At 54.8% G+C, this 15424-nt stretch carries 13 protein-coding genes and 1 tRNA gene; 9 read left to right on the top strand and 5 right to left on the bottom strand.

Translation table 11 applies throughout. The features are described from left to right. Positions 1 to 86 precede the first annotated feature (86 nt). The 3 genes from gltB to QWY83_RS00540 form a co-directional block, all read right to left on the bottom strand. Positions 87 to 4625, bottom strand: coding sequence for a glutamate synthase large subunit (gltB, locus tag QWY83_RS00550; protein WP_249946647.1), 4539 nt, complete (start codon positions 4623 to 4625; stop codon positions 87 to 89). Between the two features lie 75 nt (positions 4626 to 4700). Then, positions 4701 to 5366 (bottom strand): hypothetical protein, encoded by a 666-nt coding sequence (locus tag QWY83_RS00545; protein WP_158664568.1) that lies wholly within the window; start codon positions 5364 to 5366, stop codon positions 4701 to 4703. A 38-nt stretch (positions 5367 to 5404) separates the two neighbouring features. Then, complete coding sequence (locus QWY83_RS00540) at positions 5405 to 6841, bottom strand: NAD(P)-dependent oxidoreductase (protein ID WP_249946646.1); 1437 nt, start codon at positions 6839 to 6841, stop codon at positions 5405 to 5407. Positions 6842 to 7060: 219 nt separating this feature from the next. Between QWY83_RS00540 and QWY83_RS00535 the strand changes: the two genes are divergently transcribed. Then, positions 7061 to 7864 carry an undecaprenyl-diphosphate phosphatase gene (locus QWY83_RS00535; RefSeq protein ID WP_249946645.1) on the top strand — a complete coding sequence of 268 codons (804 nt, stop codon included), beginning with the start codon at positions 7061 to 7063 and terminating at the stop codon, positions 7862 to 7864. A gap of 51 nt (positions 7865 to 7915) precedes the next feature. Here the strand turns inward: QWY83_RS00535 and QWY83_RS00530 are convergent, their stop codons facing one another. Then, on the bottom strand, positions 7916 to 8899 hold the full coding sequence (locus tag QWY83_RS00530) for a complex I NDUFA9 subunit family protein (RefSeq protein WP_249946644.1): 984 nt from the start codon (positions 8897 to 8899) through the stop codon (positions 7916 to 7918). Between the two features lie 139 nt (positions 8900 to 9038). On the opposite strand from QWY83_RS00530, the gene QWY83_RS00525 reads away from it, so the two are divergent. The 8 genes from QWY83_RS00525 (at position 9039) to QWY83_RS00490 (ending at position 14001) form a co-directional block, all read left to right on the top strand. Further along, positions 9039 to 9125 (top strand) — tRNA-Leu (locus QWY83_RS00525). A 161-nt stretch (positions 9126 to 9286) separates the two neighbouring features. After that, complete coding sequence (locus QWY83_RS00520) at positions 9287 to 9898, top strand: ribonuclease D (protein WP_249946643.1); 612 nt, start codon at positions 9287 to 9289, stop codon at positions 9896 to 9898. A gap of 1 nt (position 9899) precedes the next feature. Further along, the gene (locus QWY83_RS00515; protein WP_249946642.1) at positions 9900 to 10865 is read left to right on the top strand and encodes a KpsF/GutQ family sugar-phosphate isomerase; all 966 of its coding nucleotides are present in this window, start codon (positions 9900 to 9902) and stop codon (positions 10863 to 10865) included. Between the two features lie 105 nt (positions 10866 to 10970). Continuing rightward, entirely contained in the window at positions 10971 to 11465 is a 495-nt protein-coding gene (locus QWY83_RS00510; protein WP_249946641.1) for an LPS export ABC transporter periplasmic protein LptC, read from the top strand. Between the two features lie 4 nt (positions 11466 to 11469). Next, positions 11470 to 11958, top strand: a complete 489-nt coding sequence (lptA, locus tag QWY83_RS00505; RefSeq protein ID WP_249946640.1) for a lipopolysaccharide transport periplasmic protein LptA — start codon at positions 11470 to 11472, stop codon at positions 11956 to 11958. Further along, on the top strand, positions 11958 to 12710 hold the full coding sequence (gene lptB / locus QWY83_RS00500) for an LPS export ABC transporter ATP-binding protein (protein ID WP_067552580.1): 753 nt from the start codon (positions 11958 to 11960) through the stop codon (positions 12708 to 12710). Before lptA ends, lptB begins: the two co-directional genes overlap by 1 nt. A 224-nt stretch (positions 12711 to 12934) precedes the next feature. Continuing rightward, positions 12935 to 13501: a ribosome hibernation-promoting factor, HPF/YfiA family gene (gene hpf / locus QWY83_RS00495; RefSeq protein WP_105236142.1), complete on the top strand. Its 567-nt coding sequence runs from the start codon at positions 12935 to 12937 to the stop codon at positions 13499 to 13501. Positions 13502 to 13536: 35 nt separating this feature from the next. Beyond that, positions 13537 to 14001 (top strand): PTS sugar transporter subunit IIA, encoded by a 465-nt coding sequence (locus tag QWY83_RS00490; protein ID WP_249946639.1) that lies wholly within the window; start codon positions 13537 to 13539, stop codon positions 13999 to 14001. Here the strand turns inward: QWY83_RS00490 and QWY83_RS00485 are convergent. Beyond that, complete coding sequence (locus QWY83_RS00485) at positions 13998 to 15422, bottom strand: sulfotransferase family 2 domain-containing protein (protein ID WP_249946638.1); 1425 nt, start codon at positions 15420 to 15422, stop codon at positions 13998 to 14000. The genes QWY83_RS00490 and QWY83_RS00485 overlap by 4 nt on opposite strands. Between the last annotated feature and the right edge of the window lie 2 nt (positions 15423 to 15424).

Raw genomic sequence — 15424 nt, 5'->3', positions numbered from 1 at the left:
TTTATATATTAAAAAAATTAGATCTATTAAAAAAAACGCCGGCAGTGTGCTGCCGGCGTTTTCTGCATAGATTATTTTTGGCTGACTTACTCAGCTGGCATAGCCGCAACTTCGTTCGTCAGAGGTGCCTTGAGGTGAACGAGCATCTCTTTCGGGCAAACCTGAACAAAGTTCGCTTTCTCCGTCTCCCAGTGCTGAAGGATTTCAGCGGCCTTGCGGCTACCAGTTTCCTTCGCGTGGCGCTCAACCAGATCTTTCAGCTGAGCTTCCCAGTAATCAACGGTGACTGGGCAGGTGACCAAGGTTTCCATGTTCATGAGAGGCTCATTCGCGCCTTCAGGATCATAGAGGTAGGCCATACCGCCAGTCATACCAGCACCGAAGTTCGGGCCGATCGAGCCGAGGATAACCGCAACGCCGCCAGTCATGTATTCACAACCGTTGGAACCACAGCCTTCGACAACCACTTTCGCACCAGAGTTACGGACAGCGAAACGCTCGCCCGCGCGGCCTGCCGCAAAGAGGTAGCCGTCAGTCGCACCATACAGAACGGTGTTACCGATAATGGTGTTCTCAGATGCAACCAGCGGCGAGTTCATCGGAGGACGTACAACAATTGTCGCGCCCGATAGACCCTTACCGACATAGTCGTTCGCGTCGCCAGAGACTTCGATCTTCAGACCCGGTGCGCCAAACGCGCCGAGAGACTGACCCGCAGAACCTTTGAGTTTCACCGTCAGGTGATCGGGCTGCAGCGAGTTGCGCATACCGAAGTTCTTAACGATGTGGCTCGACGTGCGCGTACCGATGGTCCGCAGGGTGTTCTGAACAGCGTATTCCAGCTGCATCTTCTCACCATCGCGCAGGAAGCGCTCGGCGTCCTTAACGATCTCAGCGTCCAGTGTGTCTGGAACAACGTTCCGCGGTTTGTTCAGGTCGTATTTGATCTTTTCCGCGCCATCGACCGTGATCAACAGCGGGTTAAGATCAAGATCGTCGAGGTGAGCAGAACCACGGGATACCTGTGTCAGCAGATCTGCACGGCCCATAACCTCGTTCAAGCTACGCGCACCGATCGACGCGAGGATTTCGCGAACTTCGGTTGCGTAGAAAGTGATCAGGTTCACGACCTTCTCTGCGGTGCCGGTGAATTTGGCGCGCAGTTCAGGGTTCTGGGTACAAACGCCAACTGGGCAGGTGTTCGACTGGCACTGACGCACCATGATACAGCCCATCGCGATCAGAGCAGCCGTACCGATACCGAACTCTTCGGCACCCATCATTGCTGCCATGACGATGTCACGACCTGTCCGCAGACCACCATCGGTCCGCAGGGTAACGCGGTCACGTAGGTTGTTCATCGCGAGCACTTGATGCGCTTCGGTCAGACCCATTTCCCACGGCAGACCCGCGTATTTGATCGAGGTCGCAGGCGAAGCACCTGTACCACCGTTGTGACCCGAGATCAGGATGGTGTCGGCTTTCGCCTTCGCAACACCAGCCGCAATCGTACCAACGCCCGAGGACGCAACCAGTTTCACCGTAACCTTAACAGTCGGGTTGATCTGTTTCAGGTCATAGATCAGCTGAGCAAGGTCTTCGATCGAGTAGATGTCGTGGTGCGGCGGCGGTGAAATCAGCGTCACGCCCTTGGTCGAGTGACGCAGACGTGCGATCAGGTCGGTCACTTTCATGCCAGGCAGCTGACCACCTTCACCCGGTTTCGCACCCTGCGCGACTTTGATCTCAAGCTCTTCACAGTGGTTCAGGTATTCGGCTGTTACACCGAAGCGACCCGAAGCTACCTGTTTGATCTTTGCCGAAGGGTTGTCACCGTTGGGCTCAGGAACAAAGTGTGCTGGATCCTCACCACCCTCACCAGAGTCGGACTTCGCGCCGATGCGGTTCATCGCAACGTTCAGCAACTTGTGTGCCTCAGGCGACAGTGCACCAAGCGACATACCAGGCGTTACGAAACGTTTACGGATCGAAGTGATCGATTCAACTTCTTCGATCGGAACTGGCTTGCCCATCGGCTTGATCGCCAAGAGGTCGCGCAGGTGGATCGGCGGGTTCGACTGCATAACGGTCGAATATTGTTTCCACAGCTCATAGGAAGCGCGGTCACAGGCCGACTGCAACAGGTGCATAGTCGACGCTTCCCAAGCGTGCTTTTCGCCCGAACGACGCGATTTGTAGATACCACCGATCGGCAGCACGTTTGCGCCCGACTTCCAGCCTTTTGCATGCACTTCTTCCAGCTTGTGCTGGATACCGTGCAGACCAATGCCCGAAATGCGGCTGTGCATACCTGGGAAATATTCCGCAACCATTGCACGCGACAGACCAACGGCTTCAAAGTTCAGACCACCGCGATAGGACGCGAGAACCGAGATACCCATCTTCGACATGATCTTCAGCAGACCAGCGTCGACAGCAGCGCGGTAGTTTTCAACTGCGTCTGTCAGCGACAAATCGATCAAGCCACGTTCAATACGATCCGCGAGCGAGTCTTGTGCCAGATAAGCGTTCACGGTGGTCGCGCCACAGCCGATCAGAACCGCAAAGTAATGTGGGTCGATACATTCAGCCGAACGCACGTTGATCGATGTGAACGTCCGCAGACCTTTGCGGGTCAGCCACGAATGGACCGCCGACGTCGCGAGGATCATCGGCATCGGAACTTTGTTTTCGTTCTGATGTTCGTCGGTCAGAACGATGTGACCAGCGCCCGAACGCACCGCATCTTCTGCCTCGGAACGAACGCGAGCCAGGCCCTGACGCAGGGCTTCCTGATCCGATCCAGCTTCGAACGTACAATCAATGAACGCAACGCTATCGCCGAATTGTTCGACCATTTTGTCGAATTCAGCATTGCCAACAAACGGGCTTTCCAGAACCAGAATTTCGGTCTGCGAGCTGTCTTCGTCGAGCACGTTCTTGAGGTTACCGAACCGCGTCTTCAACGACATCACGCGTGTTTCACGCAGCGAGTCGATCGGCGGGTTGGTGACCTGAGAGAAATTCTGACGGAAGAAGTGCGACAGCGGACGGTACTGTTTCGACAGAACCGCAGACGGCGTATCGTCACCCATCGACGCGATGAGTTCCTTGCCGTCCTCGGCCATCGTTGCCAGAACCTGCTCAAGCTCTTCTAGTGAATAGCCAGCAGCAACCTGACGTTTACGCAGTGCGTCGCCAGAGAACAGGGTCTTTTCTTCGACATTGCCCATCAGATCGGTCAGATCGACGACTTTCTCGATCCAGTCACCGAACGGCTGCGCAGATGCGAGTTTGTTCTTCATCTCGACGTCGTGGTAGAGCTTGCCCTCTTTCATATCGACAGCAATCAACTGACCCGGACCGAGCGCACCTTTTTCAACAACGGTCGCCTCATCGGTCGGCACCATGCCAACTTCGGAACCAGCGATCAGCTGGCCGTCGCCAGTAACAACATAACGCAGCGGACGTAGGCCGTTACGGTCCAGACCACCGCAAACCCAACGACCATCGGTCATGGCGAGAGCAGCCGGACCATCCCAAGGCTCCATCACAGCGTTGCAATAGGAATACATGTCCTGCCACGCCTGCGGCATGTCTTCGCCCTGCTTCGACCATGCTTCGGGGACAAGCATCGTCTTCGCCATCGGAGCGTTGCGACCAGCACGAACGAGAACCTCAAACACAGTATCCAGAGCACCCGAGTCGGAGGTGCCAGCAGGGATAATCGGTTTGATGTCTTCAGCCATGTCACCAAAGGTCGAAGAAGCCATGCGAATCTCGTGGCTCTTCATCCAGTTGATGTTGCCTTTGATGGTGTTGATCTCACCGTTGTGCGCAAGCATGCGGAACGGCTGAGCCAAGCGCCACTCAGGGAAGGTGTTGGTCGAATAACGCTGGTGATAAATCGCGAAGGCCGATTCAAAACGTGCGTCCATCAGGTCTGGATAGAATTCCGCAACCTGCTCTGCCAGCATCATGCCTTTGTAGATGATCGAACGGCAGGACAACGAACAGAAATACAGCGACGGGATCTGTGCTGCGAGAGCTGCTTTCTCGATCCGACGACGGATGATGTAGAGTTCGCGCTCGAACTGCTCTTCGTCGATGTCCTTTTCACAACGGATCAGGATCTGTTCGATCTCAGGGCGGGTCGCGTTCGCTTTCTCACCAAGGCAATCAGTTTTCACCGGAACGTGGCGCCAGCCGTAGATGTAGTGACCCATACGGAGCACTTCGGACTCAACGATCGTGCGGCAACGCTCTTGAGCGCCGAAATCGGTGCGCGGCAGGAACACCTGACCAACTGCGATCAGTTTGTTCATGTCTGGCTCGTGACCGGTGCGACGGATTTGGTCGTAGAAGAAGGTCACAGGAATCTGAACGTGGATACCCGCGCCGTCACCCGTTTTGCCGTCAGCGTCGACAGCGCCACGGTGCCAAATCGCCTTGAGCGCGTTGATCCCGTTATCGACCACTTTGCGGGACGGTTTACCATCCAGCGCAACAACAAGCCCAACACCGCAGGACGAATGTTCGTCGTCGGTACGGTAGAGGCTGTTCTTCGACATCCACTCGCGCTTTGCCTCTTCGGCTGCGACCCAGTTTTCATCATAGATGGTCATGAGGCATCTCCTTGGAATTCAGGACATTGTCGGGCGCAACCGTCGCGCAACCGCAGTCATGATTAGTAATCAGGTTCATGAACGCACCGCCTTGGACAGCGTAGCGCCACAGTCATAGATCGGGGTCATGGACAGAAACCCGCCCTCGCCCGGAAAGATAAAGTCGACAGGGCGGTGATCTTGGGTGATCTTTTCGCCGCTGGCGGTCGTGAATGTACGCACACCAGATAGGAACGTGCGCCATTCGGGATGGACGTATTCGTTGCCTTGAACAGTTTCGATGTCACCGTTGGAGCGTTCGATCTGCACCACAAAGCTGGTGACCAGAACATCAACACCATCGATAGTTTCGGTTTCGCCGGTCAGCTGGTCTTCACCAATGTATTGGGTCGCCCCGTTTACATCACCGTTCGTGAAAAACTCGAACGTGTCGCCGCCTGTTGCCAACAACTCGGTCAAGGACGCAGGGTCGAGAGCCCCCGCCATCAGCCGCGTTGTTTCACCACGGGCAGGTGAAAAACTCTCGATCCATTGTGCTTCGGCGTCGATGATACCCAGATAGGTCATGCCTTCCTGATTGAAATCGACACGCCGCTGATAGCCTTCGGGATCATTTGCACAATGAAAGATGTGAGACACAGTGCAGCTGCGTTTCTGCATGCTGACGTAAGCCTCACAACCTTCGGGCAAAGCAACCTGCTGCGCACCCACGGCAGAGCCAGCGGCACAAACCGCTGTCAAAACCAAGGAGAGGGAGCGCAAACCGATCATCGCAAGCCTTATTCCGCTGCTACCGTTGCCGATTGGTTCAGGTAGGACAGGATGGACTGAGCGCAGTCGCGACCGTCACGGATAGCCCAAACAACAAGCGATGCACCACGAACGATGTCGCCCGCTGCATAAACACCGTCCAGGCTCGTTTGGCCTGTGCCAAAGTCTGCTTTCACAGTGCCCCAACGGGTCACGTCCAGACCATCAACGCCCCAGAGTTTCGGCAGGTCTTCGGGTTCAAAGCCCAGCGCTTTGATCACGAGGTCTGCGGGCTCGACATAGTCAGCACCTTCGATCACTTCAGGCATCTGACGGCCAGACGCATCTGGTGCACCCAGACGCATTTTCTGAACTTCAACGCCAGTAACCGCAGCATCGCCCTCGAAACCTTTCGGCGCAGCGAGCCAGACGAATTCGACGCCTTCTTCCTCTGCGTTTTGAGTTTCGCGCTGCGAACCCGGCATGTTTGCACGGTCACGACGATAGAGACACTTCACCGAGGTCGCGCCCTGACGGATTGCCGTCCGAACACAGTCCATCGCGGTGTCACCGCCGCCAATGACAACGACGTTTTTGCCTTCAGCGTTCAATTCACCCGAATCGTATTCAGGAACATCATCGCCAAAGTTCTTGCGGTTCGACGCGGTGAGGTAATCGATCGCACGAACAATACCAGATGCGTCAGAGCCCGGAGCAACCAGATCGCGGGTTTTGTAAACACCTGTCGAAATGAGGATCGCGTCATGTTTTCCACGGATCGCATCAAAAGTCAGATCTTCGCCAACGTTACAGTTCATGACGAACTCAACACCTGCTTCTTCCAACTGAGCGATGCGACGCATCACGACGTCTTTTTCCAGCTTAAAGCCAGGGATGCCGTAGGTCAGCAGACCGCCAGCGCGGTCGTAACGGTCATACACTGTGACCTGAACGCCTTGGCGACGAAGAACGTCAGCCGCAGCGAGGCCCGCAGGACCAGCGCCTATGATGCCAACAGATTCGCTACGCTCTGCGGCAGGAACGATCGGTTTAACCCAACCTTGTTCCCACGCGGTGTCAGTGATGTACTTCTCAACCGAGCCAATGGTGACAGTGCCGTGACCGGACTGTTCAATAACGCAGTTACCTTCGCACAGACGGTCTTGCGGGCAAATGCGGCCACAGATTTCTGGGAAGGTGTTTGTCGCTTGGCTGATCTCATATGCTTCTTGCAGACGGCCAGAGGCAGTCATGCGGAGCCAATCAGGGATGTTGTTGTGCAGCGGGCAATGCGCCTGACAATAAGGCACACCACACTGGCTACAGCGGCTCGCTTGCTCTTCTGCTTTCGCAGCAGCGAACTCGGAATAAATTTCGTTGAAGTCCTCACGACGAACTTCCGCGCCACGCTTTTCGGGCATGTCACGGCCAACCGTCACGAACTTTAGCATCTTTTCAGTAGCCACAGGCATCCCTCCGCAGTCTTCTCGGATTTGCTGATTAATTCCTCTCAAAAGAAAAGAAAAGTCAAAAGTGCTGACCTATTTTTCAATCATCAACCTCCGAACACTCTGTAAGTCAGACAATTGATCAAAATTTAGGTAACTTATACTGACCTTTTAAAGTCACCCGAAATAGATCATGACAATCCTCGTAGACATCAAAATCGCTCAAGGTCGGAAATCATGAGTCTCTACTACCTGCTTTTAGTTGCTGTAATTCAAGGACTTACAGAATTTCTGCCAGTATCTTCCTCAGGCCACCTCGTTCTTCTTCCGCATCTTGTCGGAACCCAAGACCAAGGCCCTGCAATTGATGTCGCCGTTCATGTCGGCACTTTGGGCGCTGTCATACTTTTCTTCTGGCAGGATGTGAAAAGTGCGATTTTGGGCGTTCCTCGTATGCTCACAGGGCGAATCGATACCGATGGTTCGAAACTGGCGTTCCTTTTGATGGTCGCCACGATCCCGGTCGTCATCATTGGCTTGATCCTCAAAGTGACAGGACTTGCTGATCAAATGCGGTCCATCACCGTGATTGGTTGGTCAATGCTGCTGTTTGGCGTCGTGCTCTATTATTACGACCAGATCGGTACTGAAGAGAAAACCATTCAGGACTGGACCTTGGGTGAAGCGATCAAACTCGGCCTTTGGCAAGCCGTAGCACTGATCCCAGGCACCTCGCGCTCTGGCATCACGATCACTGGGGCCCGGAAAATGGGCTACAACCGCAAAGACGGCGCTCGAATTTCTATGCTGATGTCGATCCCGACCATCATCGCGTCAGGTGTTCTTCTTGGCGCAGATGTGATCGGTCAAGCAGATTGGGAACTGCTGAAACTGGCAGGGATTGGTGCTGTATTTGCCTTTGGCGCCGCTATGCTTGCCCTGTCGCTGATGATGAAACTGCTGAACACGATCAGCTTTACGCCTTACGTAATCTATCGCGTGATCCTTGGCGTCATCCTCATCGCAATCGCCTATATGTAAAAAGGCGCACCAATGGCGCGCCCCTTTGAATATCCACAAAACCTGAAATGCTTAGCTGTGTTTCAGGTTTTTCGCTGAGTCCTTGATCGCGTCATACTGACCCGACGGACGGAAGCGCCACAGGTAGTCAGGCAGCACCGCTTCCATGTTTGTCGGAACAATGCCCAGCGCCTCAAAGCCCTGAGCACCTTCGCTCACAACGTTGTCGACACGTAGGTTTTTCACCTGATCACTAGTGATCGGTGCTTTGACGATGCCGAGCGACAGCGCTTGCCCAATGCCACCGAAGGTCGCGATCAATTTTGCGATTCCAAACGGAATGTTGAGAACCAAACGGCGACGATGAACGATTGTCAGCATCGTTTCCATCAGCTCGCGGAACGTCGCGACGACAGGACCACCCAGTTCATAGGTGCCCGACGCCACATCACCGACGACAGCTTTGACTGCAGCCTGAGCCACATCATCCACCCATACCGGCTGGAATTTTGTGTCCGCGCCAACGACAGGCAGGATCGGACCGAAACGGGTCATGCCCGCGAAGCGGTTAAAGAACTCGTCTTCAGAACCGAAAATGATCGACGGACGCAGAATGATTGCCGAAGGGAATGCTGCTAGAACCGCAGCTTCACCAGCCGCTTTGGTCTGAGCATATTCGCTGTCCGCATCCGCATCAGCGCCGATCGCAGAGATCTGAACCAACCGTGCAACGCCATTTTCGGCAGCCAGACGTGCAACGCGAGCCGCGCCTTCTGCCTGGATCGATTGGAATGTGTTGCGACCCGACTCAGCCAAGATACCGACGCAGTTCACAACGGCATCCGCGCCATCCATGACCGCCGCAACGCTCGCATCATCGCGAATATTGCAGAAAACCGGCTCGACCTGACCAACAGCGCCATACGGTTTAACGAACAGCGCCTCATTGGGATCGCGAGTTGCGACGCGCACGCGCCACCCCTGCTGAGCCATACGACGTGCAATATAACGACCGACGAAACCCGATCCGCCGTAGATTGTGACAAGCTTGGACATGGAGCGCCTCTTTCGAAAACTTGGCTTGGTTTACCCCTCGGGCCCTTGGCAGACAAGGCGCAATCGGGGTTTTGCATTTTCTTCATGAAATAGCATTGACAGTGCCACGCGCCACTCGTAGAAGCCCGCCACCATCTGTGCCCAGATGGCGGAATTGGTAGACGCGCTGGCTTCAGGTGCCAGTGACCGCAAGGTCGTGGAGGTTCGAGTCCTCTTCTGGGCACCATAAAACTCCCCATCTCATGTTTTATGGAACAAACTACGCCTAGTACGGCGTGTTTCCGCCGTTTTCGCAGACATCTGCGCTCCATCCCGAGGTTGCGCGATAGCGACAGCAGGACTAGACCCGTTCCAAAGCCTTAGGCCAAAGACTCTGGAACGATATTTATGGCGAACCTCCTGTATCAGAATGACCTCCCCGACGGACTAGACCTCGGGAACATCGTCGCGATTGATTGTGAAACGATGGGTCTGAACCCGCATCGTGACCGTCTTTGTCTTATTCAGATGTCGGGCGGCGATGGGAACTGCCACATCGTTCAGGTCGCCTTTGGTCAGACCGAAGCGCCAAATCTGTGCAAAATGCTGACCGATCCAAACGTCCTGAAACTCTTCCATTTCGGCCGTTTTGATATCGCAGCGATGTACAAAACCTTTGGTGCGCTCACAGCTCCAGTCTATTGCACAAAGATCGCGTCAAAACTGATCCGCACGTTTACGGACCGCCATGGTCTCAAAAGTCTTCTGCAAGAACTCCTGAGCGTCGATATTTCCAAGCAGCAACAACAGAGCGATTGGGGCGCGGAAACACTTACCAACGCGCAGTTAGACTATGCCGCGTCGGACGTACTGTATCTTCATCGTTTGAAAACTGAACTGGATAAAAAGCTCGCCCGCGAAGGCCGCACAGAGATTGCCCAGTCCTGTTTTGATTTCCTACCAACCCGTGCACAGCTCGACATTGCAGGCTGGCCCGATATGGACATTTTTTCGCACTGACATGGATAGAGAAAAGCTCATCAACACCGCCCGCCGCGTGATCGAAGACGAATCGCGTGCGCTAACCGTTCTGGCCGAGACGATTGGTGACAATCTCGCCCAAGCCGCAGAAATGATCCTCAACGCGCCGGGCCGCGTGATCGTGTCGGGCATGGGCAAGTCGGGTCACATCGGGAAAAAGATCACCGCGACTTTGGCCTCCACTGGAACGCCAGCGCATTTCGTACACCCCGCCGAAGCATCGCATGGCGATCTGGGCATGATTACCAAAGGCGATGTCGTTCTGATTCTGTCGAACTCTGGCGAAACACCTGAACTGGCCGATCTCATCGCTCATACGCGCCGATTTGGGATCACGATGATCGGCATCGCGTCTCGCGCAGAGAGTTCCCTTATGCAACAGGCGGACGTTCAGTTGCTGCTCCCGCAGTTGGGCGAAGCCTGCGGTCACGGCGTTGTTCCAACCATCTCGACCACGATGACGCTCGCGCTCGGGGATGCGCTGGCCGTTGCACTGATGGAACACCGCGAATTTGGCGCGGAACATTTCCGCCAATTCCACCCAGGTGGCAAGCTGGGCGCGCGCCTCTCCAAAGTGCGCGATCTGATGCATAAAGACGATACCATCCCACTCATCGAGGAAAACGCAGCGATGGGCGATGCTTTGCTCACCATCAGTCAAAAAGGGTTCGGCGTCGTTGGCGTTCTCAACTCCGATGGTTATCTCTGTGGCATCGTAACCGACGGCGACTTGCGCCGACATATGGACGGTCTACTGGATCATACCGCGGGTGAAGTGATGACCAAATCACCCCGTACCATTGGCCCCGACGCCCTCGCTGAAGAAGCCGTTGCCGTGATGAACGAAAAGAAGATCACCTGTCTATTCGTCGAAGATCCTGTGCAGTCGGGTCGGGTCGTAGGCATCCTCCACATCCACGACTGCCTACGTGCAGGTGTGGTGTAACGGGTGCAAAACGACGCCTACAGCCAGTTCGTCTCTTGGGCAAAGGTGGTTCTCCCCCTGAGCGCAATTGTGCTGTTGTCGACGCTTTTCTTGATTGCCCGAAATGTGGGTGACACAAGCCAGATTCCATATGCCGATATCGAGGAAATCGCGCGACAGCCACGGCTCTCCGCGCCCAAAATGGTTGGCATGAGCGAGACAGGCGGGACCTACACAATTGAAGCAGATGTCGCGCGACAGGACCCCGACACAGATAATGGGCTCATTGCCGAAGCCATTGTGGTCAACATGACCTCCATCGACGGGATTGAGACCACCGTGTCTGCGGGAATTGGGAAACTCGATTCCGATGCAAGGGTTGTCACGCTCGATAACCTCGCTCGGGTGACCACATCCGATGGATATCTGATGGAGACCAGAGGCCTCGTCACATCCCTCACTGATGGTAGTCTAGAAACGACCGATCCGCTTGAGGTCCGCGCTCCGTATGGAAGCCTGACCGCTGGCCGATTGACGATCACGCCAGATTCAGACGAACCGCAGCTAATTGTTTTCAACAATGGGGTCAGGCTGATATATCAGCCCCAACCCGAGGAATAATCATATGTCTTTGAAACGCGGATATTTGTTTGCCCTGTCGCTTTTGCTGGCATCGCCAGCCATCGCGCAAACGAATATTGCGCTGGACGGATTTTCCGCCGATGCGACTGCGCCCGTCGAAATCGCGTCCGAATCTCTTACCGTGAATCGGGACACTGGATCGGCTGTTTTCACGGGCGATGTCGTGATTGCCCAAGGGACCTTGCGCCTATCCGCTGATAGCGTTGAGGTGATCTACCTCGAAGCCAGCGGCGACATTTCCCGCCTTTTGGCCGAAGGTCATGTGATCTTTGTCACCGAAAACGATGCTGCCCAGTCCGATCGTGCTGAATACAACCTCACCGACCGCCGTCTCATCATGACAGGCAACGTTATGTTGACCCAAGGCGCCAGCTCGATTGCCTCAGAACGGATGACTGTGAACCTCGACACAGGCGAAGCGCAGCTTGATGGTCGGGTGCGGACGACGCTCACGCAACAGGACAACAATTGATGACTGACCTCTCTGTCACCGAAGGCGATGTTGGTCTGCAAATCGTCAATCTGCGGAAAAGCTACAAAAAGCGGACCGTCATTCGGGACGTAACGCTGCGTCTCAATCGTGGTGAAGTGGTCGCCCTGCTCGGTCCGAACGGATGTGGTAAGACAACGACCTTCTACTCGATTGCGGGCCTCGTTTCCCCCGAAGGCGGCAAAGTGATCGTGGATGGCCGCGACGTGACTGCCCTACCCATGTATCGCAGAGCCCGTCTTGGCATCGGCTATCTCCCCCAAGAGATGTCGATCTTCCGCGGCCTCAACGTCGAAGACAACATCATGTCGATCCTCGAAATTTGCGAGAGTGACCCAAAGAGCCGCCGTGAACGACTCGAAAGCCTACTCAGCGAATTCAGCATCGAACACCTCCGCCGTGCGCCCGCCCTCGCGCTGTCAGGCGGGGAACGTCGTCGCGTTGAAATCGCCCGCTGCCTTGCTGCGGGTCCGAAATATGTGCTGTTCGACGAACCCTTTGCAGGCGTTGACCCGATCGCCGTAGGTGAAATTCGGCATCTCGTATCTGATCTGAAAAACCGAGGTATCGGCGTTCTGATCACTGATCATAACGTTCGGGAAACATTGGAAATTGTGGACCGCGCATACATCCTTCACGATGGCAAAGTCCTCATGTCTGGCACCACTGAAGACGTGGTGCGCGACGAAAACGTGCGCCGCGTTTATCTGGGCAATACGTTCCGCGTGAACTGACCGATTTTCGCCGCTAGCCGAAGTGGGTCATTGACAAAACTTCGGATCGGTCGTGTCATGAAGGCGATGACACAATTTGTTCCCCTTCGCGTTCCTTCGCAGGCTCACCAGCCTGACGGACGCGCTCAGACCAACTGTCATCTTATCCCACACACCGTCATACCAGCCGCGTTGACTCGCGAATGCTTTTCTATGGTCGTGTAAGCAAGTGAAGAGGAGATACCATGCGTTACCAAATCAGCGGAAAACAAATTGATATCGGCGAAGCCCTGCAGAGCCACGTCAAAACCGAACTCGGTGAGACGTTAGGCAAATACGCAGGTCGACCAACCGATGCGGTTGTTATCTTCTCCAAGTCCGGTCCCGAATTTGTTTGCGAAACCGTTGTCCACCTATCGACTGGCCTCACGGCCCAAGCAAAGTCGCATGCCCATGAAATCTATGCAGCTTTTGACAGCTGCTGCGAAAAAATGGACAAACAACTCCGCCGCTACAAACGTCGGTTGAAGGATCACCACTCCGAAAGGACAACTCCGGTTGAACTTATGGCCAGTTCCTCTTATATCCTCGCCGCAACCGAGGAGTCGGAAGACGAGAGCGAAGCAGCTGTCGCGCCGATGATCATCGCTGAGATGGAAACCAAAATTCCATCCATTTCAGTTGGTGAGGCGGTGATGCAGATGGAGTTGGCCCATAGCACGGTCCAGGTCTTTAGAAACGAAAAACACGGCGGACTGAACGTAGTTTACCGCCGGGAAGACGGAAACATAGGCTGGGTCGATCCGAAGTAATCGACTTATGCCGTCGAAAGGCCCAAGGCGATTTAATGCAACTTTCGGATATTCTGAAGACCGATGCGGTCAAGACAATCACGTCTTCGACCAGCAAGAAACGGTTGTTCCATGACCTCGCCGACTTGGCGCAGAATTGCTACGGCTTTAATGCGTCCGACGTTGTCGATGCGTTGTTGGATCGCGAAAACCTTGGGCCTACTGGCGTGGGACACGGCATTGCCTTGCCCCATGCCCGCTTGAAAGATGCGACCGCCGTGCGCGGCATATTTCTGCGTCTCGAGAAGCCGCTCGACTTTGATTCCGTTGATCGCCAGCCTGTGGACCTCGTGTTTGCACTCTTGGCACCTGACACTGCTGGTGTTGAGCACCTTAAAGCACTCGCTCTCGTCTCGCGCACAATGCGGGACCCTGCAATCTGCGCAAAGCTACGGGCGAATAGCGATCCTGCGACCCTGCACGCTATCTTGACGGAAGTGCAGTCGACACAGGCCGCCTAAGCGCGCCACGCGTCAAAACCAAAACTCATGTAATCGCGTGAATAGGCATCGTTAGATGCCTTTTCCAATTCTGCGTCATAGATGCGTGCCAAACGATCCGCGAAAGGGTCGGTCAGGGATGCAAAATCAGGGGCGTCCGTACGTCCAACAGACGCAGCTAGGTATGCCAAATCCAAGGGAAGTTGGTCTTCGCGGATGATAATGTTTGGCGTCGCGAAATTCGAAAACCCCTGAACAACGGCCCATTGAGAGGCCCATGAGTTATCGACCCTGATCGCCGTCTGCGCCTGCACGTTTGCCTTGAGGAAACTCAGGAACGACAAAAAGGCCGCCCGATGTGCATAGTCGTCGTAAGCCTCGCTCGGAGGGGTGTCTTTTGGAATCGGCACCTTGAACATCTGGCGCAGGGTCTTGCGAATTTCACCATAAACAGGCCCGTCATCCAGCCCGAGGATATGTGTGCAGAACGCAGCGTGGGCGCGTGCCAAGGGATGACGCACTACCGTAAACGCTCTGTGGCCAGGATTAGACCGTTTCCACTGACGCACCGTTTTCTGGGTAAAGCCCTCTATCACAGGAGCACCATCCAAACAGGTTAACCATTCTGCCACAGCAGCCTCTGGCCCACCTTTGATCGGCATATACATCAATGGCGTCTCGGCCGCCGCGATATATTGCGGGATCATGGCCCCACGGCGCGGTTCAAAGTTCGGCGTGCGAGACAGATTGAACCGATCCAAACGCGTGAGCGCCCGCTCCATCGCATCGAAGTTACTCACCTTCTCAGATATCGGCTCTGGGTTCTGTTTCTTGAGCGTCTTGTCAAGAGCCTCAAGCCGTGCATCAGTGCCAAGGAATGCTGCGAGGCCGTTCATCACATCGACGTCTTGCAGGTCCTCGTAGGCCACATAGAACGCTGTTTGACCCGTCTTTTGCAGGCTGTTGAGGAGGTAGATTTGAAACTCCTGTAACGCCGTCAGGTGGTTTTCGAACTCTTCGGCATTGAAGGCGACAGTTTCAGATCGAGCGTTCTTAACATTCGTAAGCTTCCACTGCCCCGTCGCCTGCGCGATTTTCCAACTCACATAGCTATCGACAGGATTTCGAGTCAGGACGATCTTTGCACAACGCGGATCAGACAAAGCAATGTCCAAAACGCGCGGATCGTGGTCGTGGAAATAGCGAAAGCCACCTAGCCCGTCGGAAAGCGCTTTGATCGTATCAATCAGATGGTTCGCATTTGCGTCTCGCTGAGCTTGCGACACCCCCAAGATATTGTCTTTGTTCGGGTAGCCGATGAAGTGCGGGTTGAACGCCTCACCGTGGCATTCAATGCCCTCAAAAGCGTTCAAATTCGCTTCGAGGAAATTCGACCCCGTTCGCATTTCGGCAAAAACAATAAAGTAATCGAATTTCGACATAA

The organism is Marivivens donghaensis (genome assembly GCF_030410045.1).
GTDB lineage: Bacteria > Pseudomonadota > Alphaproteobacteria > Rhodobacterales > Rhodobacteraceae > Marivivens > Marivivens donghaensis.
This window is presented reverse-complemented; position numbering and strand designations above follow the sequence as displayed.